The organism is Nonomuraea sp. NPDC050451, from assembly GCF_044458585.1.
The window spans coordinates 23,973-45,716 of sequence record NZ_JBITHZ010000013.1; the positions used below are offsets into that span (position 1 = coordinate 23,973).

Consider the following 21,744-nt stretch of genomic DNA (forward strand, 5'->3'; position numbering starts at 1 on the left):
CACCAAGTGGGAGAGCACGGAAAAAATCTACAGGCCGTTCCTGGTGATGACGTCTCTGTACCAGAGAGCGCTGTCCTTGAGGACCCTGGCCTGTGTCGCGTAGTCGACGTGCACGATGCCGAACCGGCGCCGGTAGCCCTCGGCCCACTCGAAGTTGTCGAGCAGCGACCAGACCAGATATCCGCGCAGGTCCGCGCCCGCCTGGATGGCCCGGTGCACCTCGCGCAGGTGACCTTCCAGGTACGCCACCCGCTCGTTGTCGTGCACGCGGCCGTCCTCCACGACGTCGTCGAAGGCCGCGCCGTTCTCCGTGACCATGAGGCCGACCTGCGGATAGTCCCGCGAGAGCCGTACGAGGAGCCGGGACAGGCCGTCCGGCACGATCGGCCAGCCCATCGCGGTCGTCGGCGCGTCCGCCGCCGCGAACCTGACGCCCTCCGAACCCGGCCACGCCGCGTCGGCCGGCAGCCCCGGGCCCGACTCGACCACGCACGGGTTGTAGTAGTTGACGCCCACCAGGTCGATCGGCGCGTTGATCAGCGCGAGGTCGCCGTCCAGGATGTGGTCCGTACCGCCGTTGCGCGCCGCCGCCTCCAGAACCTCCGGCGGGTAGGTGCCGTACACCGCCGGGTCGAGGAACTGCCGGGTCAGCAGCGCGTGGACGCGGTCGGCGACGGCCGCGTCCGCCTCGCCGGCCACCGCCGAAGGGTCGTTGACCTGGGCGGGGGTGAGCACCGGGGAGGAGTTGACCACCAGCATGATGCTGCGCGCGCCGGACTCGCGCAGCCGCCGCGCGGCCAGCCCGTGGCCGAGCAGCAGGTGGTGCGCCGAGCGCAGGGCGTCGGCCGGGTCGCGGCGGCCCGGCGCGTGCACGCCGTTGCCGTAGCCGAGGAAGGCCGACACCCACGGCTCGTTGAGCGTGGTCCAGTCGCCCACCCGGTCGCCGAGCCGGTCGTGGACGGCCTGGGCGTAGTCGGCGAACCGGTAGGCCGTATCACGATTTGTCCAACCACCACGGTCTTCGAGAGCTTGGGGAAGATCCCAGTGATAAAGCGTGACATAAGGCGAAATTTCGGCGGCGAGTAGCTCATCCACGAGCCGGTCGTAGAACGCCAGCCCGCGCGGATTGACCGGGCCCGCGCCGTCCGGCTGGACGCGCGGCCACGCGACCGAGAACCGGTAGGCCGCCAGCCGCAGCTCGCGCATCAGCCCGACGTCCTCGCGGTAGCGGTGGTAGTGGTCGCAGGCCACGTCCCCGGTGTCGTCGTCGGCCACGTTCCCGGGGGTGTGGGAGAAGGTGTCCCAGATCGACTGGCCCCGCCCGTCCTCCTTGACCGCCCCCTCGATCTGGTACGAGGCCGTCGCGGCACCCCAGACGAACTCCTCGGGAAAGATCATCCCTTAACAGCTCCTTGCATGATTCCACCGATGATTTGCCTGCCGAACAGGGCGAAGACGGCCACGAGCGGGAGCGTGCCGATCGCCGTCCCGGCCAGCCCGAGCACGTAGTCGTTGACGTAGCCGCTGGCCAGCGTGGACAGCGCCACCTGGACCGTCGGGTTGTCCGGGTTCAGCACGACCAGCGGCCAGAAGTAGTCGTTCCAGGCCGACATGAACGTCAGCATGCCGAGCACCGCCGCCGCCGGACGGGCGGCGGGCAGCACGACGTGCCAGAACAGCCCCCACGTCGAGCACCCGTCCACCCGGCCCGCCTCCAGCAGCTCGTTGGGCAGGGCCCGCGACAGGTACTGGGTCATGAAGAACACGCCGAACGCGTTGACCAGCGCCGGGACGATCAGCGCGTAGTTGGTGCCGGTCCACTCCAGCTTCACCATGAGCATGTAGAGCGGGATGATGCCGAGCTGCGCCGGGACCATCATGGTGGCCACGGTGATCACGAGCATGATGTTCCTGCCCCTGAACTTCAGCTTGGCGAAGGCGAACCCGGCCAGCGTCGAGAAGAACATCACCGCGATCGAGATCGACCCCGCCACGATGACGGAGTTGACCAGCGCGAGCCCGAAGGGGACGGTGTCGAAGACCCGGGAGACGTTGGCGAAGAAGTTGCCGCCGGGGATCAGCGGCGGCGGCACCTGGCCCAGCGCCGAGTTGTGCCGGGAGGCCACCACGACGCTGTAGTAGAGCGGGAAGGCCGAGAAGAAGGCCACCGCGGTCAGGGTCAGATAACGCAGCCTCATACCAGCCCGCCCTTCACTCTGCGGGTGATCAGGAAGTTGACCAGCGCGACGATCACCACGGCCAGGAACATCAGCCAGGAGGCGGCCGAGGCGTAGCCGAAGTCGAACGTCGAGTTCGCGAAGCCCTGCTCGTAGACGAACAGCGCCAGGGTCTGGAACTGCCGGTCGGGCCCGCCGGTGGCGATGCCGCCCCCGCCGCCGCTGCCCTGCCCGAACAGCAGGGGCTCGGCGATGATCTGCATGGCGCCGATCGTCGAGACGATGACCACGAAGACGATCGTCGGCCGGATCATCGGGATCGTGATCCTGCGGAGCTGCGTGAAGCCGCTCGCGCCGTCGATGGTGGCGGCCTCGTACAGCTCGCGCGGCACGGCCTGCATGGCGGCCAGGAAGATCAGCGCGTTGTAGCCGGTCCAGCGCCACATGATCATCACGGAGAGGGCGATGTGCGAGGTCGCGGTGCCGGCCGCCCAGTCGATCCTGCCGACGCCGAACCATGAGAGCACCCAGTTGATCAGCCCGAAGTCCCGGCCGAAGAGCTGGCTGAAGATGACCACGACGGCCACCACGCTCGTGACGTTCGGCAGCAGCAGCGCGACCCGGAACAGCGTCTGGAACCGCAGCCGCCGGTTGAGCAGGTGCGCCAGCCAGATGGCCAGCATGAGCTGCGGCACGGTCGAGAGTACGCCGATGGACAGGGTGTTGAACGTGGCGTTCCAGAAGTACCCGTCGCCGAGCAGCGTCGAGTAGTTGTCCAGCCCGATGAACGTCTGGGTCTCCGACAGCAGCGACCACTCGTGCAGGCTCACCCAGGCCGTGTAGACCAGCGGGAACAGCCCGAAGGCGCAGAAGAGCAGGAAGAACGGCGCCACGTAGGCGTACGGCGACACCCTCAGGTCGAGGGTGTGCCGCACGCTGCGCCTACGCCGTCGCGAGACCGCGAGGGGAAGGGTGCTCATTTGATCTTCTTGACGTCCTCGAGCACCTGGGCCCACGCCTCGTCGGGCGTCTGCTTGCCCTGCTCCACGCGGCCGAGGCCGTTGCCGATGGCCGTGCGCACGTCGGCCTCCTTGGGGCCGAGATGCTGCGGCTTGAGCGCCTTGGCGGCGTCGGAGTAGATCTTGCCGATGGGGGCGTCACCGAAGAACGGCTTGGTGAAGTTCTGGATCGACGGGTCGTCGTACAGGGCCGGGATCGACGGGAACGTGCCCTCCTCTTTGAAAACCTTGGCCTGGTTCTCCTTCGAGGTCAGGAAGTCGATCAGCTCGGCCGCCTCCTTCGGGTGCTTGCTCTGCTTGGGCACCATGAGGTGCGAGCCGCCGCTGTTGCCGGAGCCGCCGGGCACGGTCGCGATGTCCCACTTGCCAGCGGAGTCCTTGGCCTGCTCCTGGATGAAGCCGGTCATCCAGGCCGGGCAGATGATCGTGGCGAACGAGCCCTTGGCGAAGCCGGTGTTCCACGGAGGCGTGAAGGCCGCCAGCTTGGCGGTCAGGCCCTCCTGGGTGAGCTGGTTGGACAGGTCCCAGGCCTTCTTCACGTCGGGGTTCGAGGCCGCGATGATGTTGTCCTGGGCGTCGTACAGGCCGACGGGCGCCTGGTTGACCATCGCGCGGAAGATCTCGCCGGGGGAGTCCACGAACTTGGCGCCCGCCACGTTCGCCGTGGCGAACTTCTTGCCGGTCGCGATGTACTGCTCCCACGTCGGCCAGAGCGCCGCCACCTCGGTCCGGCCGGTCGGCAGCCCGGCCTTCTTGAACAGGTCCTTGCGGTAGCACATGGCCAGGCCGCCCACGTCGGTGCCGAGGCCGAGCACCTGCGTGCCGTCCTTGCTGAGGCCCTGCTGCCACTTCCAGTCGAGGTAGTCGGGCTGCCGCTTGTCCAGCCCGTACTGCTTGAGATCGACGAACTTGCCCGGCTGGGCGGTGAACGTGCTGATGTAGCCGACCTCGACCGCCTCGATGTCCCCGGCGCCGGCGTTCGTGGCCAGCCGCTTGACGAGGTTGGTGTGGTGGTCGTTGAACTGCGTGACGTTCTCGACGATCTCGATGTCGGGGTGGGTCTTCTTGTACTCCTCGTAGAGCGGTTTGAAGCCGAAGTCGCCGAAGAGGCCGACGGTGATCTTGATCTTCTCTCCCGGCTTGGCGCTCTGCGTGGCGGTGCTCCCGCCGCCGCCTCCGCCGCCGCAGGCCGTCGCCAGGGCGAGCAGGGACGCGGTGATCAAGGGCATGGCGAATCGCCGGACGCGAGGGGTCATGGAACCCTCCTTGGTCGGTGCTTGCGAGGTAGGTGAGAGAGCGCTCTCTCAAGAGATTCGCGGCGCTCATGCCTGGGTGTCAACGGGGGTTAAATAACGATCCGGCTTAGCGAGAGAGCGCGTTCACGCGTTGAGCGCGCGGCCCGCCATGCGGGCGTACATGCGGCCGGGGCTCGGGGCCTCGGTGAGGAAGCCGGGCAGCACGGGCAGCTCGACGGCGAACGGGTCGAGCCGCTCGTACAGCTCGTTCGCGTCGGCGGGCCGGTCGTCCGGCTGCTTCTCCAGCAGCTGCGACAGCAGCGCGCCCAGCTCGCGGGGCAGCCCGGGGATGGCCGGCGGGCGCTCCTTGACCTGCTTCTCGAAGACCATGTAGTCGGTGGGCCCGGTGAACAGCTGGCGTCCGGTCAGCATCTCGTGCAGCACGCAGCCGAGCGAGTAGAGGTCGCTGCGCGGCTCGGCGACGCCGTGCTGGATCTGCTCGGGAGCCATGTACGCCGGCGTGCCCAGGATCTGCCCGATCCTCGTGAACGTGGTGACGTCGGTGTCCCGCAGCATGGCCAGCCCGAAGTCGAGCACCTTCACGCTGCCGTCGGGGCAGAGCATCAGGTTCGTGGGCTTGAGGTCGCGGTGGCAGATCGCCAGGGCGTGGGCCGCTGACAGCACGGCACACGCCTGGGCCGCGATCGCGGCGGCCCAGCAGACGGGCAGCGGGCCGTGCTCGCTGACCACGTCGGCCACCGTGACGCCCTCGATGAACTGCATCACCTGGTAGAGCCGCTGCTCGTGGGTGCCGAAGTCGTAGAGCACCGGAGCGCCGGGATGTTCGAGCCGGGCCAGGATGCGGGCCTCGCGGATGAACCTGCGCTCCAGCTCGTGATCGTGCCCGCTGGGCAGCCTGAGCAACTTCACCGCCACCCGGCGGTCGAGGTGGCGGTCGTGGCCCGCGTAGACGGCGCCCATGCCGCCTTGCCCGAGAGGGAGGTCGTCGAGCACATAGCGGTCGCCGATGACCATTCCGCCCCTCCCAGCAGCCTTCGGGAAAAAACTACACCGTCCGGCGACGGCTCGAAGCGACCGAGCCCGCCTCTGCGGAGCGGAGGCCATAAGCAGGCGAGAGAGTGCCGTCGCACTGCTGATGGCCTCATGAAGTGAGGCCATCAGCGCGCGGATGGAGGTGGCCGTCGGCGAGGCCGTCGAGGCCCAGCCTGATCAGCGCCTGCCCCAGCGTCGAGGTCTCGCGGATGGCGTCTTCGAGCACGGCGAGCTGCCGGAAGGCGTCGCCGTACGCCTTCTGCTCCTTCAGTGACAGGCGCGGCAGCCGGGTGCGGCGCACGTCGAACCTGCTGGAGCCGGTGGTCGCCCGGCCGCCGGCGGCGCGCAGGAAGCCCGCCAGGAAGTCGGGGTCGAGCCGGCGCGCGTCCACCCGGTAGAGCGTCAGGTGGGGCCCCAGCACCGCGCCGCCGCCGTCGGCCATCACGCGCACGCTGGAGTAGGAGGCCACCACGTCGCCCGGAAGGACCGCGATCAGGCCCTGCTGCATGGTGGTGGCGCCGGACGGCGGCGTGCCGTTGAGCACGTCGTCGGAGGTCAGCACGGGCACCTCGCCGCCGTCCGCCGCCATCTTGGGCGGGGCCTGCGACGTGGCCACCAGCCCTTCCTTGATCAGGTCGCCCAGCGTGGTCGCGGGCTGGTCGAGCGGCTGCTCCAGGACCTGCAGGTCGGGCGGCGCCGAGGCGGCGGCCATGAAGCGGTCGCGGGCCTCTGCGTAGGCCTTGCCGACGTCGTCGCGCCGCTGGTGGCGGGCCGGGGTCATGTCGACCTCGTCGGCCAGCAGGTCGATGATGCGCACGGTCTGGTCGGAACGGTCCTCCAGGTACGCCTCCCAGGCCGGCTCGACGCTCGCCAGGTCGGCCGTGGCGTCGAGGATCAGCACCTCGGACGGCGGCCGCTCGCCCGCCCCCGGACGGCGCAGCAGCCACAGGTCCGACCCCGGCAACGCGATGACGGCCCGCAGGGCGCCCGCGCGCAGCAGGTTGGCCCGGATGCGGCGGCCCGCCTTGCGGCTGGCGGCGGCCGGGGGCATGAGGATGGCGACCAGCCCGCGCGGCTTGACGTGGGTGAGGCAGTGCTGCACCCAGGCCAGCTCCGGCTCGCCGCGCGGCGGCAGGCCGTACTCCCAGCGCGGGTCGCCGGTCAGCTCCTCGTAGCCCCAGGCTCGCTCGTTGAACGGCGGATCGCACACCACGGCGTCGGCCCGCTCGCCGGCGAACCCGTCGTCGCGCATCGAGTCGCCGGCCACGACCTGGGCCTCGATGCCGCGCAGACGGAGCCTGGAGGCGGTGATGGCCGCCGAGGTCTCGCTGAGCTCCTGCCCGAGCATCCTGGTCGCCCCCGGCTCCGCCTGGGCGTGCCGGTCGTGGGTGGGGGCGAGGAGCAGCGTGCCGACGCCGCAGGCCGGGTCGAGGATCGTCGAGCCGCCCGGCCGAATCAGGCTGACCATGAGCCCGGCCACGTCCTCGCGGGTCACGGAGAGCTGGCGCGAGTGCGCTTCGAGATAGCGCTCGCAGAGGAACTCGTACGCGGTCAGCGCGCCGAGCTGCTCGGCCAGCTCCAGGACGAGCTCCGCCAGCTCGGGCTCCAGCCCGCCCTCCACGGGCGATTCGGGACCCGGGGCCGGGCGGGTCAGCAGGGCGCCGGCCTGGGCCACCAGCTCGCCCAGACGCAAATCGCCCGCGGCTTTCAGGCGTTGCCACACCCGATCTCCCAGGGAGACCTGGTAGGACTTCCCATAGCGACGTAGCCAGGACTCGACCTGCCGGAGCGAGAAGAGCGGCTGGTTGGCCGTGCCGCCGATGGGATCGGGGAAGTCGTCGTGGCGACGGCGCCAGTTGCTCACCGCGGCACGCCCGACACCGGCGAGCCGGGCGATGTCCCCGGCGTTGACGGTCGGGTCGTGGCTCATGGTGCCCACAGTAGTTCACAAGAGTCTTCAGCGCATCTGCTTGTGAAGTCTTTCAACCAATGATTTACTGCTGGGTATGAAGCACAACATCCGCTATGCCGCCGGATCAGACGTGGGCCGCCGCAGGGAGCAGAACGAGGATTCCGGCTATGCGAGTGGCCGGCTGCTCGTGGTGGCCGACGGGATGGGTGGACACGCGGCCGGCGAGCTGGCGAGCTCGGCGGCGATCGCCGTCATGCGCGAGCTGGATGCCACGCTTCCCGAGACGGGCGCGGACCTCGAGGCGGCCCTGGAGGGCGCCGTGCACGAGGCGGCACGCAGGCTGGTCGAGCTGGCCGACATCGACCCCGCGCGCAGGGGGATGGGGACCACGGTGACCGCCATGCTGTGGGACGGCTACCGGTTCGCCCTGGCTCATCTCGGTGACTCCCGCGGATACTTGCTTCGCGATGGTGCTCTCTACCAGATGACCAAGGATCACACACTTGTGCAGTCGATGGTGGACGAAGGGCGGATAACCGAGGACCAAGCCGCCGTGCATCCCCGTCGTTCGATGGTGCTGCGGGTGCTGGGCAGCGAGGGCAGGGCGGAGCCTGACATGGCGCTGCGCGAGGCCGAGCCTGATGACCGCTACCTCCTCTGCTCCGACGGCCTCACGACCGTACTCGGTCCCGAGGTGCTGCACGAGGTCCTGACCACGGTGGCAGACCCGGGCGCGGCCGTCCAGCGGCTGATCGATCTGGCCAACGAGGGCGGCTCGCCGGACAACGTGACCGTGATCGTGGCCGACGTCGTCGCGCCGGGCGCGGGCGAGGCGGCCGTCTATCGCGTGGGGGCCGGCGCGTAACAAGAGTAGTCCCTGGTCTCACCTGCCTCACCAGTCACAAAACCGAAATATTGGCTAATAGCACGACACTTTCCGAGTGATTCGCGCAATTTCCCGATGGCGCTACTACAGTCCATCGTGATTTATCGGTTTTCTGGGAGGAGTCACCCTGGACCCGATCGCGGACGAGCTGCTGAAGACGGTGCGGCAGGAACTCGGCTACAAGGAGAAGAACGGCCAGTTCACCAAGTTCGGCCAGTGGTATGCGGATCGCGTCCAAGACACCCAGTACCGCAACGGGCCGTGGTGTGACATGTTCATCGCCTGGGCCGCGGACAAAGCCGACCTCAGCCAATATGTGGGCGAGTTCGCCTGGACGCCCTCCCATGCCGCCTGGTTCATGAAACAGGGGGCGTGGACGCAGAAGCCCGAGCCGGGTGCGCTCGTCTTCTTCGACTGGAAGGGCGGCAAGAGCTACAAGGGCATCGACCACGTGGGAATCGTGGAAAGTGTCAGCGGAAAGAAGATCCACACGATCGAGGCGAACGTGGACCGGATCTGGCTCAAGCGCAAGACGCGGGAGACGGACAAGGTCGTCGGCTACGGCATCCCACGCATGGTCAAGGCCGGTGCCGACAAGCTCGGCGAGATCCGCTCGACCGAGCGGCCCTTCGTGCCGGCGCCGCGCGTGGACACCGGGCAGGGGTCGCCCTTGGACGTCTTAGGCACGCCGCCCGCGCTGCTGACCGCGATGGTGCTCATGACCGTCCTCCTGTCCCTCCGCATCACCGGCCGCCGCCGCGGCACCCACCGCCGCCTGACCTGGCCCTGGAACGCGCCAACCACCCCGCACCTGCCGCCCCAGCCTGAGAAGGCCCGCGAACGGGTGACGGTCCGCGCCAAGGCATCGCCTCCGGAGCACACGCAGGCCAAGCCTCATCCCACCCCGGCGCCGACCGCCCGCCCGGCCAGGGCGCGCGTCACGGCCGCCGCCGCCACCAGGCACCCGACCTCGACGAGACGCAAGCCCTACGAGCCCGGCTCACCCTCGAGGGGCTAGGTCGTGAGGTCGATGACCACCTTGACGTCGTCGCCGCGTTCGAAGGCGTCCAGGGCGCGAGACAGCGGCACCCGCCGCGTGATCAGCCGTTCGAGCCACCCGAGGTCGGCCTTGACCAGCGAGTCGGCGGCGTCCCTGTAGTGCCGCTGGTTCGCGTTCACGGAGCCGAAGACCACATCGTTCTCCAGGACGATGTCCCGGTTGATGAGCCCCGCGTCCACCCGGTGCGCACGCCCTCCGGGTGAGAGCCCGGCCAGGCAGACGATGCCCGCGGCGGCCGTGCCGACCATGGCGTCGATGACGAGCGTCCCGGCCCCCGTGCACTCGATGATGATGTCCGGCTTGACCGTGGTGAGCTCCTTCAGCGACGACCCGGAATGGTAGGTCCCGTCCAGAGCCCCCACGAGCCGCGCCTTGAGCCCCGCGGGCGAGCGGTCGAGCACGTGCACCTCCAGCCCCCGCTGGCGCCCCATCAGCGCCGCCAGCAGCCCGATGGGCCCGGCCCCCGTGACCAGCAGCGTGCGGGGCTCGAACCAGGCCCGCGACCCGATCCTCTCGATCTGCTCCCACGCCTTGGCGACCACCGACGCGGGCTCGACCAGCATGCCGACGCTCTCCAGCGACGGATCCAGGCGCACGGCGTAGGCGCCCTCGACCGTCCAGCGTTCGGAGGCGTACCCGTCGATCTGCTTGATGCCGCGCTCGGTGTACTCGCCGTTGCGGCACATGTCGAACTCGCCCCGCTTGCAGGCCCCGCAGGGCACGGGGTCGGGCCGCCGTACCACTCCGACCACCAGGTCACCGGGGGAGAACGCGGACCCTTCGGGCACCTCCAGCACCCGGCCCAGCGACTCGTGCCCGAGCACCATGCGTTCCCTGCCGGGCGGTGGCCAGCCGTACTCGGCGGTGATCAGCTCCCTGTCGGTCCCGCAGACTCCCAGCGCCAGCCCCTGGACCAGCAGTTCGCCCTTGCCCGGCACGGGATCGGGGACCTGTTCGACGGCGAGCGTCCCTTGCCTGCCCGGTGCGAACGTGAGTGCACGCATGCGATTTCACCCCCTCGCGCCCCCTACCCGGATCGCGGAGCCCAAATACTAGGACGTCCTAGTACCAATTAGTAGGACGTCCTAGTATCTTCGGAAGGGAGAGCCCTCACGAAGGAGTGAACAGGCGTGCACGTCCCGGTACACCCAGTCCGTTTCGTGACCGCCGCGGCCTTGTTCGACGGCCACGACGCGGCGATCAACATCATGCGGCGCATCCTCCAGTCACAGGGGGCCGAGGTCATCCATCTCGGGCACAACCGCTCGGTGGACGAGATCGTCACGGCCGCCGTCCAGGAGGACGTCCAGGGCGTGGCGATCAGCTCGTACCAGGGCGGCCACGTGGAGTTCTTCACCTACCTCGTGGAGCTGCTGCGCGAGCGCGGGGCCGGGCACGTCAAGGTGTACGGCGGCGGCGGGGGAGTGATCGTCCCCGAGGAGATCGAGCTGCTGCACTCGCGCGGCGTCACCCGCATCTTCTCGCCCGAAGACGGCCAGCGGTACGGGCTGCCCGGGATGATCAACCGGCTCATCGAGGACTGCGACGTCGAGCTGGACGGCTCCCCGTCGGTCGAGGCCGTGGTCTCGGGCGACCAGGCGGCGCTGGCCCGCGCGATCACGCTCATCGAGTCGGGCCGCGCCCCGGAGGGGCTGGTCGAGGGCCTGAAGGCCGCCGCGACGGACAAGCGCGCCCCCGTGCTCGGCATCACCGGTACGGGCGGCTCCGGCAAGTCCTCGCTCACCGACGAGCTGGTCCGCAGGTTCCGCGTGGACAACGACGACAAGCTGCGCATCGCGGTCGTCGCCATCGATCCGACCCGCCGGCGCGGCGGCGGCGCGCTGCTCGGCGACCGCATCAGGATGAACAGCCTGAGCCCCCAGACCTACTTCCGCTCCCTGGCCACCAGGGGCGCCGCCAACGAGGTGCCCGCCTGCCTCGACGAGGTGATCATCGCCTGCCGGGCCGCGGGCCACGACCTGGTGATCGTGGAGACGCCCGGCATCGGCCAGGGCGACGCCGGGATCGTCCCCCACGTGGACGTGCCCATTTACGTGATGACGCCCGAGTTCGGGGCGGCCTCGCAGCTCGAGAAGATCGACATGCTGGACTTCGCCGAGGCCGTGGTGATCAACAAGTATGAGCGGCGCGGCGCGGAGGACGCCCTGCGCGACGTGCGCCGCCAGCTCGTACGCAACCGCGAGGCGTTCGGCGCCAGGCCGGAGGACATGCCGGTCTTCGGCACCATCGCGGCCCGCTACAACGACGCCGGGGTCACCGCCCTCTACCAGCACCTCAAGCCCCTCCTGCTGGGCGAGCCGGGGCCGGGGCTGCTGCCGAAGGTGTCCGGGCGCACCTCGCAGGCGTCGGCCGCCATCGTGCCGCCGGCCAGGGTCCGCTACCTGGCCGACATCGCCGAGACCGTGCGTGCGTACCATGCCGAGACGCTCGCCCAGGCCGAGGTCGCCCGCCGCCGCCAGCAGCTGGCCGCCGTGCGCTCCCTCCTGGAGGACTCCCGCCTTGAGGAGCTGGAGGCCCAGGCGGAGCGGGAGCTGAGCGAGGAGAGCCGGGCCCTGCTGGACGCCTGGCCCGCCGTCAGGGAGCGCTACACCGCCGACGAGCTGGTGGTGAAGGTGCGCGACCGCGAGATCCACACCCCGCTCTGGCGCGAGACCCTGTCCGGCAACCGGATCCCGCGCGTCGCGCTGCCCCGCTACAGCGACCACGGCGACCTGCTGAGGTTCCTGCGCGGCGAGAACCTGCCCGGATCGTTCCCCTTCACCGCCGGCGTGTTCCCGTTCAAGCGCGACGACGAGGACCCGACCAGGATGTTCGCCGGTGAGGGCGACCCGTTCCGCACCAACCGGCGCTTCAAGCTGCTGTCCGAGGGCCAGCCCGCGACCAGGCTGTCCACGGCGTTCGACTCGGTGACCCTCTACGGCCACGACCCGGACCTGCGGCCCGACATCTACGGCAAGGTCGGCACCTCGGGCGTCTCGATCGCGACGCTCGACGACATGAAGGTGCTCTACGACGGGTTCGACCTGGCGGCGCCCAACACGTCCGTGTCCATGACGATCAACGGCCCCGCGCCCACGATCCTGGCCTACTACCTCAACACGGCCGTCGACCAGGCCCTCGACCGCTTCCAGGCCGAGCAGGGTCGCCCGCCGTCGGCCGAGGAGGCCGCCGCGCTGCGCGCCCGTACGCTGGCCACGGTCAGGGGCACCGTGCAGGCCGACATCCTCAAGGAGGACCAGGGCCAGAACACCTGCATCTTCTCCACCGAGTTCTCGCTCCGGATGATGGCCGACATCCAGGAGTGGTTCATCAAGAACGGCGTGCGCAACTTCTACTCGGTCTCGATCTCCGGTTACCACATCGCCGAGGCCGGGGCCAACCCGATCAGCCAGCTCGCCTTCACGCTGGCCAACGGCTTCACGTACGTGGAGGCGTACCTGGCCAGGGGCATGAGGATCGACGACTTCGCCCCGAACCTGTCGTTCTTCTTCTCCAACGGCATGGACCCCGAGTACAGCGTGCTCGGGCGGGTGGCCCGCCGCATCTGGGCGGTGGCCATGCGGGAGCGCTACGGCGCCGGGGAGCGGTCGCAGAAGCTGAAGTACCACATCCAGACCTCGGGCCGGTCGCTGCACGCCCAGGAGATGAACTTCAACGACATCCGCACCACCCTCCAGGCCCTGATCGCCATCTACGACAACTGCAACAGCCTGCACACCAACGCCTTCGACGAGGCCGTGACCACCCCGTCGGCCGACTCGGTGCGCAGGGCCATGGCCATCCAGCTCATCATCAACCGCGAGTGGGGCCTGGCCAGGAACGAGAACCCGCTGCAGGGCTCGTTCATCGTCGAGGAGCTGACGGACCTGGTGGAGGAGGCCGTGCTCGCCGAGTTCGAGCGGCTGTCCGACCGGGGCGGCGTGCTGGGCGCGATGGAGACCGGCTACCAGCGCGGCAAGATCCAGGACGAGTCCATGCTGTACGAGATGCGCAAGCACGACGGCTCGCTGCCGATCGTCGGGGTGAACACCTTCCGCAACGGCACGGACGAGCCGCCGGCCCACAAGCTGGAGCTGGCCAGGGGCACCGAGGACGAGAAGCGCTCGCAGCTCGACCGGCTGCGCGCCTTCCACGAGCGCAACCGCTCCGAGGCCCCGGCGCAGCTCGCCCGGCTGCGCGAGGTGGCGATGTCGGACGCCAACGCGTTCGAGGTGCTGATGGACGCGGCCCGCGTCTGCTCGCTCGGCCAGATCACGGAGGCGCTGTTCGAGGCGGGCGGCCAGTACCGCCGCAACGTCTGACCCCACGCGTGGGTGATGAGGGGGCTCGGGAGCCGCGCGGATAGGATCACGGGTCGGGGAACATCGCTATCCAGGAGGCTTTCATGTCCGACGTCACTTTCAAGGGCACGCCCGTCGCCGTGGGCGGCACCTTCCCGGCGCCCGGCGCCAGCGCGCCCGCGTTCAAGCTGGTGGGCGGCGACCTGGCCGAGCACTCGCTGGAGGAGTACGGCCAGAGGACCAAGGTGCTCAACATCTTCCCGAGCCTCGACACCGGCGTCTGCGCGGCCTCGGTGCGGCGCTTCAACGAGGTGGCCGCCGAGCACCCCGAGGTGGCCGTGCTCTGCATCTCCGCCGACCTCCCCTTCGCCCAGAAGCGGTTCTGCGGCGCGGAGGGGCTCGACAACGTGGTCACGCTCTCGCTCATGCGGGGCCGTGAGTTCCTGACCGACTACGGCGTGGCGCAGGAGTCGGGGCCGCTGGCGGGGCTGGCCGCGCGCGCGGTCGTCGTGCTCGACGGTGACAACAAGGTGGTCTACTCCGAGCTGGTGCCGGAGATCACCCAGGAGCCCGACTACGACGCCGCGCTGACGGCGCTCAAGTAGTTCAAGTAGCTCAAGTAGTGAGATCGGGGTCCACGACGTGGGCCCCGGATCTCAGCTCCTCCTGGCCACGCCGCACAGGATCAGCGACGACTCGGGCCCGTCGGCGAAGTCGATCATGTCGGCGTGGTCGGGACGCCACTCCGGCAGCCAGACGAGGCCCGGGTCGACCAGCTCGAACCCCTCGAACAGCGCCGCGATCCGCTCCCGGCTCCGGAACGTGAGCGGGGCGTTGGTGCCCCGGTAGACCTCGGTGACCGCCTCCACGGCCGCGGCGCGGGCGTCGCTGGTGCCGTGGGACATGACCAGACAGCTGCCGGGGGCCATGGCCTCGCGCAGGCTCGCCACGATCTCCCGAGGGTGGTCGGAGTCGGCGACGTAGTGCATGGTCGCCGTCAGCAGCACGCCGACCGGGCGGCCGAAGTCGATCGCCGCCATCACCTCCGGATTGCGCAGGATGCCCTCGGGCTTGCGCAGGTCACCCTCCACCGCCGTCGTGTCGCCCTGCCCGGCCAGCAGCGCCCTGGCGTGCACCAGCACCACGGGATCCCGGTCCACGTAGACCACCCGGGCCCCCGGGGTGATCTTCCTGGCCACCTCGTGCACGTTGTCCTGGGCGGGCAGCCCCGTGCCGATGTCGAGGAACTGCGTGATGCCGGACTCGGCGAGGTACCGAACGGCACGCCCGAGGAACGCCCTGTTCGCCCGGACCGCCGCTCGTAACTCCGGAGCCGCCTCGAGCATCTTCTCCGCCGCCGCCCGATCGGCAGGGAAGTGGTCCTTGCCGCCCAGGAAGTAGTCGTAGAGCCGGGCGACGTTGGGAGTGTGCGGATCGAAGGCTGGCGACTCTCGTTCCAACCGTCATTCCCCCGATCAAGAGTTAACGATCTTCAGTCTGGATTCTACGGATCTATACCGACATTCACTGCCGAATACCCGTCGATCTAGGCTGCTGTTGTGGACGACACCGGCGTGCCCGTGCAGATTCCCGAGACCGTGCGGCGAATCGTGTCCCTGGTGCCGTCGCTGACCGAGTCGGTGGCGGCGACCGTGCCGGAGGCGCTGGTCGGGGCGACCGACTGGTGCTCGCACCCGGCCGACCTGGACGTGAGCAGGGTCAGGGGCACCAAGAACCCCGACCTCGACGCGATCAGGAGGCTCCGGCCCGACGTGGTCCTCGCCAACGCCGAGGAGAACCGCGCGCCTGACATCGAGGCCCTGCGCGAATCGGGCATCGCGGTCTGGGTGACGAAGATCGAGACCCTCGACCAGGCTTTCGTGTCGCTGGACCGCATGTTCAGGGAGGCGTGCCGTACCGGACGTCCCGGGTGGCTGGACGCGGCGGAGGAGGCGTGGCGCGCGCCCGCGGACGGGGCGCGGCGCACGGCCGTCGTCCCGATCTGGCGGCGGCCGTGGATGGTGGTGGGGCGCGACACGTTCACCGGGGACGTGCTGAGGCGCCTCGGCGTGGACAACCTCTACGCCGGCCACGGGGAGCGCTACCCCAAGATCCCCCTGCCCGAGCTGGTCGAGCGGCGGCCCGAGCTGGTGGTGCTGCCGGACGAGCCGTACGCGTTCTCGGAGACGGACGGCCCCGAGTGCTTCCCGGGGCTCGCCTGCGCGCTGGTCAGCGGGCGGCTGCTCACCTGGTACGGGCCCTCGCTCGTGGAGGCGCCCGCCCTGCTGCGGAGCGCTCTTGGCTGAAGGCTCAGCGCGCCCGTAAGCGCCCGGCGGCCAGGGCGGCGTCCACGGAGGCGGCGGAGAGCACGTGCTCCATGACGATCACCGCCATCCCCACGATCCCGGCCCGGTCCTCGAGCGAGGTGGGCACGATCTCCAGGTTCCTGGTCGTGTACGGCAGGCTGTGCCGATAGACGATCTCCCTGATCCCCGTCAGATAGTGCTCCCTGGTCTCCGCCATGTCCCCGGCCAGCACCAGCACGCCCGGATTGAGCAGGCTGACCGCGGTGGCCAGCACGAGGCCCAGCGTGCGCCCCGCCTCCTGGGTGCGGGCGATGGCCGTCGGGTCGCCCGCCTGCACGAGGCGTACGACGTCGCGGCTGGACGCCTGGCCCAGGTCGGTGGCCAGGGCGTGGCCGCTGGCCAGCGAGGCCACGCAGCCGCGCGAGCCGCACGTGCAGACCCGGTCGTCGTGCTCGTTCAGCCGCACGTGCCCGATGTTCCCGGCGGCCTCCTCGACGCCCCGGTAGATCTGCCCGTCGAGCACGATCCCGGTGCCGATCCCGGTCGAGACCTTGATGAGGATGAGCGAGTCCGTCTCGCGCCACGACGACCACCACTCGCCCAGCGCCATCGCGTTGGCGTCGTTCTCCACCAGGATGGGCACGTCGTAGGTCTCCCCGATCGCCTCGCCCACCGGATAGCCGTCCCACCCGGGCATCAGGAACGACCTGATCATCCGCCCGGTGGTGTGGTCCACGGAACCGGGCAGGTCCAGCCCGATGCCGCACACGTCGCTCGCCGGCCGCCCGGCCCGGTCGAGCAGCCGCTGGAACGCCTGCCGCACCCACGACAGGACCGCCTCCGGGCCGAGTTCGATGCGCATCTCGGTGCGCTCCTCGGCCAAGGGGTTGGCGGCCAGGTCGGTGAGCGCGACGCCGGCGTGGGTGGCGCCCAGGTCGGCCACCAGCATCAGGCGCCGGCCGGCGTCCACGTCGAGCACCGAGGGCGGTCGCCCGCCCCCGGAGGCCCCGACGCCGGACTCGTGGATGTATCCGGCGTCGATCAGCCGGTCGACCCGGTCGGTGATCGTCGACCGGGACAGGCCGGTGTACTCGATCAGTTCTTTGCGCGTACGGCAGGTGCCATGGCGGATGAGCTGGAGGATCTGCCCTGCCGTCAGCATGGTCTATCCCTTCTCTGCTCCTGCCGTGAGGCCCTCCGTCAGCAGTCGCTCACTGGCGAAGAACACGATCACGATGGGCAGCGTGAGCACCACCGAACCTGCCATCAGGACCGTCGTCGGGATCTCTATGCTCCCCGCCAGCTGCGAGAGGCCCAGGGACACCGTCCAGCTCTCCCGCTTCTCCACGAGGAAGAGCAGGGCGAACAGGAACTCGTTCCACGCGATCATGAACGCGTAGAGGCCGGTCGCCATCAGCGCGGGCTTGGACAGCGGCAGCACCACGCGCCAGATGGTCGAAAGCCTCGTGCACCCGTCGATCGCGGCCGCTTCCTCCACGCTTTGCGGCACGGTCTCGAAGTAGTTGCGGAGCATGTATACCGTGACGGGCACGGTTTGCGCGATATACACGAGGATCAGTCCGAAAAGGGATCCGCGCAGCCCGAGCATCGTGAACAGCACGAAGAGGGGGATGGCCAGCACGATCGCCGGAAACAGGTACACGGCCAGGAAGAGGAAGTGCACCTGCCGCCGCCCGAAGAAGCGCAGCCGCGCGACCGCGTACGCGCCCGGGATCGAGATCAGCAGCGTGACCGCCACCGAGGCGAGCGCGACGATCGCGCTGTTCCTCAGGAAGCTCAGGAAGCCCTGTCGGGTCAGCACGTCCACGTACGTGTCCAGGGTGAAGCCGCGCGGCCAGAGCGAGCCCGGCTCCAGGATCAGCTCCTGGATGTCGCGCACGGACAGCATCACCATGTAGAGGAACGGGAACGCGGTCATCAGGAAGAGCACCACGATGACCAGCGGCTTCAGCACCCGGAAGAGGATCCGCTCGAACCTATCTCTGCTCACCTTCACCCCCGCCGAAGAACCGCAGGTAGATGGCCAGGAACACGACCAGGAAGACCGCCAGCACGATCGCCTGCGCGGCCGAGGCGCCGATGTCGTCGCGGGCGGTCAGGAAGTTGTAGACCCGCACGCTGACCACCTCGGTCCCGGCCCCGCCGCCGGTCAGCAGGTAGACGTCGTCGAACTTGGTGAACGTGAACACGAACCGCAGCACCGACAGCAGCGCGATGATCCGCCAGAGCTGCGGCATGATCACGTATCGGAACCGCTGGGTCGGCGTGGCCCCGTCCACGACGGCGGCCTCGTCCAGCTCCGCCGGCAGCGCCTGCAGCCTGGCCAGGATGAACAGGAACGCGAACGGGAAATAACGCCACGCCTCGAACGCGATCACCGTGAACAGCGCCACCGGCACCTGCGCGCCCAGGAACTCGCCCTTGGCCTGGGTGAGGAACGCGATCGGCTCGTGGAGCCAGGTGTTGACGATGCCGTACTGGGGGTTGAGCATCGTCTCCCACAGGAACGCCACGGCCACGACCGGCGCCACGTACGGGATCAGGATCGAGGCCCTGACCAGGGTCCGCCCCCTGAACCTGTCACGCAGCGCCAGCGCCGCCACCAGCCCGATCGCGATCGACAGCGCGGTCCCCGTGACGGTGTAGACGAGCGTGTTGACCAGGGACGACCAGAAACCGGGCTCGGAGACCACGTACGAGAAGTTCTCCAGCGTGTAGTGGCCGAAGATGCCCACCCGGCGGATGTTGATCAGCCGCGCGTCCTGGAACGCCAGCATGATCGCCCACAGCAACGGCAGCACCACCACGACCAGCGTGACGACGAGCGTCGGCGAGATGAGCGCCAGCCCTGCCCGCCCTTCCTGCTGCCTGAGGGTGCGGGCGCTCATTGCCGCACTCCGTGCGGCGGCTCGGTCGCTGGGGTCCGTCGCCTTCCCTCGTCGCTCTGGTCGCTGCGCTCCCGCCGCTCCTCAGTCCAGGCGACGGCGCTCCCTCGCGTCACTGTCGGATCCCGCGCTTGATCGTCTCCACGTCGGTCTTGGCCTGGGCGGCGGCGGCCTGCGGGGTCAGGGAGCCGTCCACGACCGCGCTGAGCGCCTTGGGCACCGGCAGCTCGCCCATGGTGGCGCCGACCAGCTTGCCCTGCCCCTGCGGGATCCCCCAGCGGGCGAAGGTGTCCGGGCTCTTGCGCAGGGCGTCCAGCACGTCGGCCGGGTAGATGTCGGCCAGCGGCTTCTTGGAGTCGACGCCGGCGGGCAGCTTGTTCCACTTGTCCTCGAAGCCCTTGCGGGTCGGGAACTTGCCCTCGGGCGCCATGCCGATCCAGCGCTCGTAGCCCTCGTTCATCATGTAGGCGATGAACTTCGCCGAGGGGTCCTTGGCGGCGTCACGGGTGACCGCCCAGGAGACGATCTCTCCGTACTGCGCGGGCGCGCTCCCGTCGGGCCCCTTCAGCGCGGTGACGACGCCGGTGTTCTCGGCCAGCCACTCGGGGTCGGCGCGGCACTCCTGGCAGCTCGGCAGCGCGTCCTTACGCAGCCCGGCCAGCTCGTCGAGGATGAACGACGACCAGATCGTCATGGCCGCCTTGCCGGAGAAGTAGGTGGCCCGGGTGGAGTCGACGTCCTGCTTGCCCTTGACGGAGTAGTCCTTGGCGAGCTTGGCGTAGAACTCGAACGCCTTCACGCACTGCGGCGAGTCAAGGGCGACATTTCCGGAATTGTCGACGAGCTGGCACCCGTTCGCGAGCGCGACGTGCTCGAAGCTCTGCGCGGTAAACGAGTCCTTCGGCGCGATCGCCAGCGTGATGCCCGCGACCCCACCTGTGTTGAGCTTGGCGGCCGCCGCCTCCAGCTGCTCGTACGTGTCGGGCGGCTGCAGCCCGGCCTTCTCGAACAGATCCTTGCGGTAGAGGATCAGCTGCGCCCACCCGTCGCTCGGCACCGCGAGCAGCTTCCCGCCCGAGCTGTCGAGTTCCAGGGCCCGCGGCGAGAACGAGTCGCGGCCGAGCTGGTCGACGACCTTGCCCGGCGTCTCGGTGTCGAGCAGGTCGTTGGCCTCCAGCTCGCGCACCGCCGCCAGCGGCAGCGCGCCGATCACGTCCGGCAGGTCGCCGGCCGCGGCGGCGGCCGTCACGGCCTGGCTGAACTGGTCCTCGGCCATGGCGACCAGCTTCACCTGGATCCCGGTCTTCTTGGTGAAGTCGGCGGCGATCTGGTTCTGTACGGCCATCCGGTCGTTGAGGTTCTCTTCGGTCCAGACGGTGATCTGGTTGCCGGCGGACGACTCGCCACCGTCGCCGCACGCCGCCAGCGAGGCGGTGGCCAGCAGCGCGACGGAGAGGACGGCGGTTACCTTCTTCGGCATGGCACGCTCCTCCGATTCGGGGATATGCCGCCCTTACCCTCGTCATGACCTCGGCAACGTTCGGTAGTCGATAACGAGACCGGTCTGTACCCACTCCGTGCCTACACCGCCATAACTGGATCTTTGGCGCAAAAGATCTACTTTTGGGGTATTTCGGTCATCCGGAGGTCACCGCACTAGCTAGAAAGCCCAGGTGTGCGGCCTGGTAGGCGATGTCGGTAAGGTCACTTTCCGGAAGACACGCTGCCAGAAACCCCAATTTCACCAGCCGCCCCCGGCGGAAGTCGTAGACTTAAGAGTGTTACGAGCGCAACTATCGTATGCAAACAAGTACTAAAGCTTTGACTTTTGTTTGATCATTAAGCGTAAGTGTGGGGAATGCGCGTCATCACGTTCGAGCAGCCAGGCCGTGTCCGCGTCAGCCTGGAATCGCCAGCCGACCTTGCGCCGGGTTCCGTACGAGTCCGTACGATCTACTCCGGCGTCTCGGCGGGCACGGAGCTCACCGCCTATCGCGGCACAAATCCATATCTCAACCGCCATTGGGACACCGAGCGCCGGCTCTTCGTCGATGGTCAGACGCACGCCTACCCGCTGACCGGCTGGGGCTACCAGGAGGTCGGCGAGGTCGTCGAGGCCGCGCCCGACGTCGCCGACCCGCCGGTGGGCAGCCTCGTGTGGGGCATCTGGGGCCACCGCGCGGAGGCCGTCGTGCCGGCGGAGAAGCTGGTCGGGCACGTGATGCCGCCCGGCGCCGACCCGCTGACCGGCGTGTTCGCCCGGGTCGGGGCCATCGCGCTCAACGCCGTGCACGCCTCAGACGTGCATCTCGGCGACCAGATCGCGATCTTCGGCCAGGGCGTCATCGGGCTGCTCGCCACCCGCCTGGCCGTGCTGAGCGGCGCCCGGGTGGTCGCGGCCGACGCCATCCCCGACCGGCTGGAGCTGGCCAGGAGGTTCGGCGCGGCCGAGGTGTTCGACGTGCGCTCCGGGTCGGTGGCCGAGTTCATGCGCAAGCGCATCGAGGGCGCCGACACCGTCATCGAGCTGAGCGGCACCCACCAGGGCCTGCACGAGGCCATCAGGACCGTGCGCAAGGGCGGCAGGGTCGTGGCCGCCGGCTTCTACCAGGGTGACGGCGTCGGGCTGCGGCTGGGCGAGGAGTTCCACCACAACCAGGTCCAGCTCGTCTCCTCCCAGATCGGCGGCGTGGCCTCGTGGCTGGCGCACCGGTGGGACGTCGAGCGCCTGCAGCGCACGTTCATGGCGCTCGTGCACGAGGGCCAGATCGAGGTCGGCGACCTGATCAGCCACGTCGTCCCCGTCGAGAGGGCCGCGGAGGCCTTCGACCTGATCGACAAGCACCAGTCCGAGGTGCTCCAGCTCGTCTTCACCTTCGAGGAGTGACA

18 protein-coding genes are annotated in these 21,744 nt (G+C 69.3%); 6 read left to right on the top strand and 12 right to left on the bottom strand.

Annotation, left to right across the window (positions count from 1 at the left end):
- Positions 1 to 27: 27 nt before the first annotated feature.
- The 6 genes from ACIBI9_RS33670 to ACIBI9_RS33695 form a co-directional block, all read right to left on the bottom strand.
- On the bottom strand, positions 28 to 1,398 hold the full coding sequence (locus ACIBI9_RS33670; RefSeq protein ID WP_397227986.1) for a GH1 family beta-glucosidase: 1,371 nt from the start codon (positions 1,396 to 1,398) through the stop codon (positions 28 to 30).
- Entirely contained in the window at positions 1,395 to 2,198 is an 804-nt protein-coding gene (locus tag ACIBI9_RS33675; protein ID WP_397227988.1) for a carbohydrate ABC transporter permease, read from the bottom strand. Before ACIBI9_RS33675 ends, ACIBI9_RS33670 begins: the two co-directional genes overlap by 4 nt.
- Entirely contained in the window at positions 2,195 to 3,157 is a 963-nt protein-coding gene (locus ACIBI9_RS33680) for a carbohydrate ABC transporter permease (RefSeq protein ID WP_397227990.1), read from the bottom strand. Before ACIBI9_RS33680 ends, ACIBI9_RS33675 begins: the two co-directional genes overlap by 4 nt.
- A complete protein-coding gene (locus ACIBI9_RS33685; protein ID WP_397227992.1) occupies positions 3,154 to 4,452 on the bottom strand; it encodes an extracellular solute-binding protein in 1,299 nt (432 codons plus the stop codon). Before ACIBI9_RS33685 ends, ACIBI9_RS33680 begins: the two co-directional genes overlap by 4 nt.
- A gap of 123 nt (positions 4,453 to 4,575) precedes the next feature.
- Positions 4,576 to 5,466 (bottom strand): serine/threonine-protein kinase, encoded by an 891-nt coding sequence (locus tag ACIBI9_RS33690; protein ID WP_397227994.1) that lies wholly within the window; start codon positions 5,464 to 5,466, stop codon positions 4,576 to 4,578.
- A 127-nt stretch (positions 5,467 to 5,593) separates the two neighbouring features.
- A complete protein-coding gene (locus ACIBI9_RS33695) occupies positions 5,594 to 7,414 on the bottom strand; it encodes a class I SAM-dependent DNA methyltransferase (protein WP_397227996.1) in 1,821 nt (606 codons plus the stop codon).
- A gap of 76 nt (positions 7,415 to 7,490) precedes the next feature.
- Between ACIBI9_RS33695 and ACIBI9_RS33700 the strand changes: the two genes are divergently transcribed.
- On the top strand, positions 7,491 to 8,261 hold the full coding sequence (locus ACIBI9_RS33700) for a PP2C family protein-serine/threonine phosphatase (RefSeq protein ID WP_397227998.1): 771 nt from the start codon (positions 7,491 to 7,493) through the stop codon (positions 8,259 to 8,261).
- Between the two features lie 181 nt (positions 8,262 to 8,442).
- Positions 8,443 to 9,300, top strand: a complete 858-nt coding sequence (locus ACIBI9_RS33705; RefSeq protein WP_397228000.1) for a CHAP domain-containing protein — start codon at positions 8,443 to 8,445, stop codon at positions 9,298 to 9,300.
- Here the strand turns inward: ACIBI9_RS33705 and ACIBI9_RS33710 are convergent.
- Entirely contained in the window at positions 9,297 to 10,346 is a 1,050-nt protein-coding gene (locus ACIBI9_RS33710; RefSeq protein WP_397228002.1) for a glucose 1-dehydrogenase, read from the bottom strand. The genes ACIBI9_RS33705 and ACIBI9_RS33710 overlap by 4 nt on opposite strands.
- Positions 10,347 to 10,472: 126 nt before the next feature.
- Between ACIBI9_RS33710 and icmF the strand changes: the two genes are divergently transcribed.
- Together icmF and tpx are read left to right on the top strand one after the other, a co-directional pair.
- A complete protein-coding gene (gene icmF, locus ACIBI9_RS33715; protein WP_397228004.1) occupies positions 10,473 to 13,664 on the top strand; it encodes a fused isobutyryl-CoA mutase/GTPase IcmF in 3,192 nt (1,063 codons plus the stop codon).
- Between the two features lie 83 nt (positions 13,665 to 13,747).
- On the top strand, positions 13,748 to 14,248 hold the full coding sequence (tpx, locus tag ACIBI9_RS33720; RefSeq protein WP_397228006.1) for a thiol peroxidase: 501 nt from the start codon (positions 13,748 to 13,750) through the stop codon (positions 14,246 to 14,248).
- Positions 14,249 to 14,299: 51 nt separating this feature from the next.
- Here tpx and ACIBI9_RS33725 read toward each other — a convergent pair whose 3' ends face one another.
- Positions 14,300 to 15,103: an SAM-dependent methyltransferase gene (locus ACIBI9_RS33725; RefSeq protein ID WP_397228008.1), complete on the bottom strand. Its 804-nt coding sequence runs from the start codon at positions 15,101 to 15,103 to the stop codon at positions 14,300 to 14,302.
- A gap of 99 nt (positions 15,104 to 15,202) precedes the next feature.
- Here ACIBI9_RS33725 and ACIBI9_RS33730 point away from each other — a divergent pair, with 99 nt between their 5' ends.
- A complete protein-coding gene (locus ACIBI9_RS33730) occupies positions 15,203 to 15,949 on the top strand; it encodes a helical backbone metal receptor (RefSeq protein ID WP_397228010.1) in 747 nt (248 codons plus the stop codon).
- Between the two features lie 4 nt (positions 15,950 to 15,953).
- On the opposite strand, the gene ACIBI9_RS33735 is transcribed toward ACIBI9_RS33730, so the two are convergent.
- The 4 genes from ACIBI9_RS33735 to ACIBI9_RS33750 all read right to left on the bottom strand — a co-directional run bounded on the left by ACIBI9_RS33735 (position 15,954) and on the right by ACIBI9_RS33750 (position 20,335).
- Positions 15,954 to 17,111: an ROK family protein gene (locus ACIBI9_RS33735; protein ID WP_397228012.1), complete on the bottom strand. Its 1,158-nt coding sequence runs from the start codon at positions 17,109 to 17,111 to the stop codon at positions 15,954 to 15,956.
- 3 nt (positions 17,112 to 17,114) lie between these two features.
- The gene (locus tag ACIBI9_RS33740; protein WP_397228014.1) at positions 17,115 to 17,960 is read right to left on the bottom strand and encodes a carbohydrate ABC transporter permease; all 846 of its coding nucleotides are present in this window, start codon (positions 17,958 to 17,960) and stop codon (positions 17,115 to 17,117) included.
- Complete coding sequence (locus ACIBI9_RS33745) at positions 17,947 to 18,858, bottom strand: carbohydrate ABC transporter permease (RefSeq protein ID WP_397228016.1); 912 nt, start codon at positions 18,856 to 18,858, stop codon at positions 17,947 to 17,949. The genes ACIBI9_RS33740 and ACIBI9_RS33745 overlap by 14 nt, the downstream gene beginning before the upstream one ends.
- Before the next feature lie 109 nt (positions 18,859 to 18,967).
- Positions 18,968 to 20,335 (bottom strand): ABC transporter substrate-binding protein, encoded by a 1,368-nt coding sequence (locus ACIBI9_RS33750; RefSeq protein ID WP_397228018.1) that lies wholly within the window; start codon positions 20,333 to 20,335, stop codon positions 18,968 to 18,970.
- A 378-nt stretch (positions 20,336 to 20,713) separates the two neighbouring features.
- On the opposite strand from ACIBI9_RS33750, the gene ACIBI9_RS33755 reads away from it, so the two are divergent.
- The gene (locus ACIBI9_RS33755) at positions 20,714 to 21,742 is read left to right on the top strand and encodes a zinc-binding alcohol dehydrogenase (RefSeq protein WP_397228020.1); all 1,029 of its coding nucleotides are present in this window, start codon (positions 20,714 to 20,716) and stop codon (positions 21,740 to 21,742) included.
- Positions 21,743 to 21,744 lie beyond the last annotated feature (2 nt).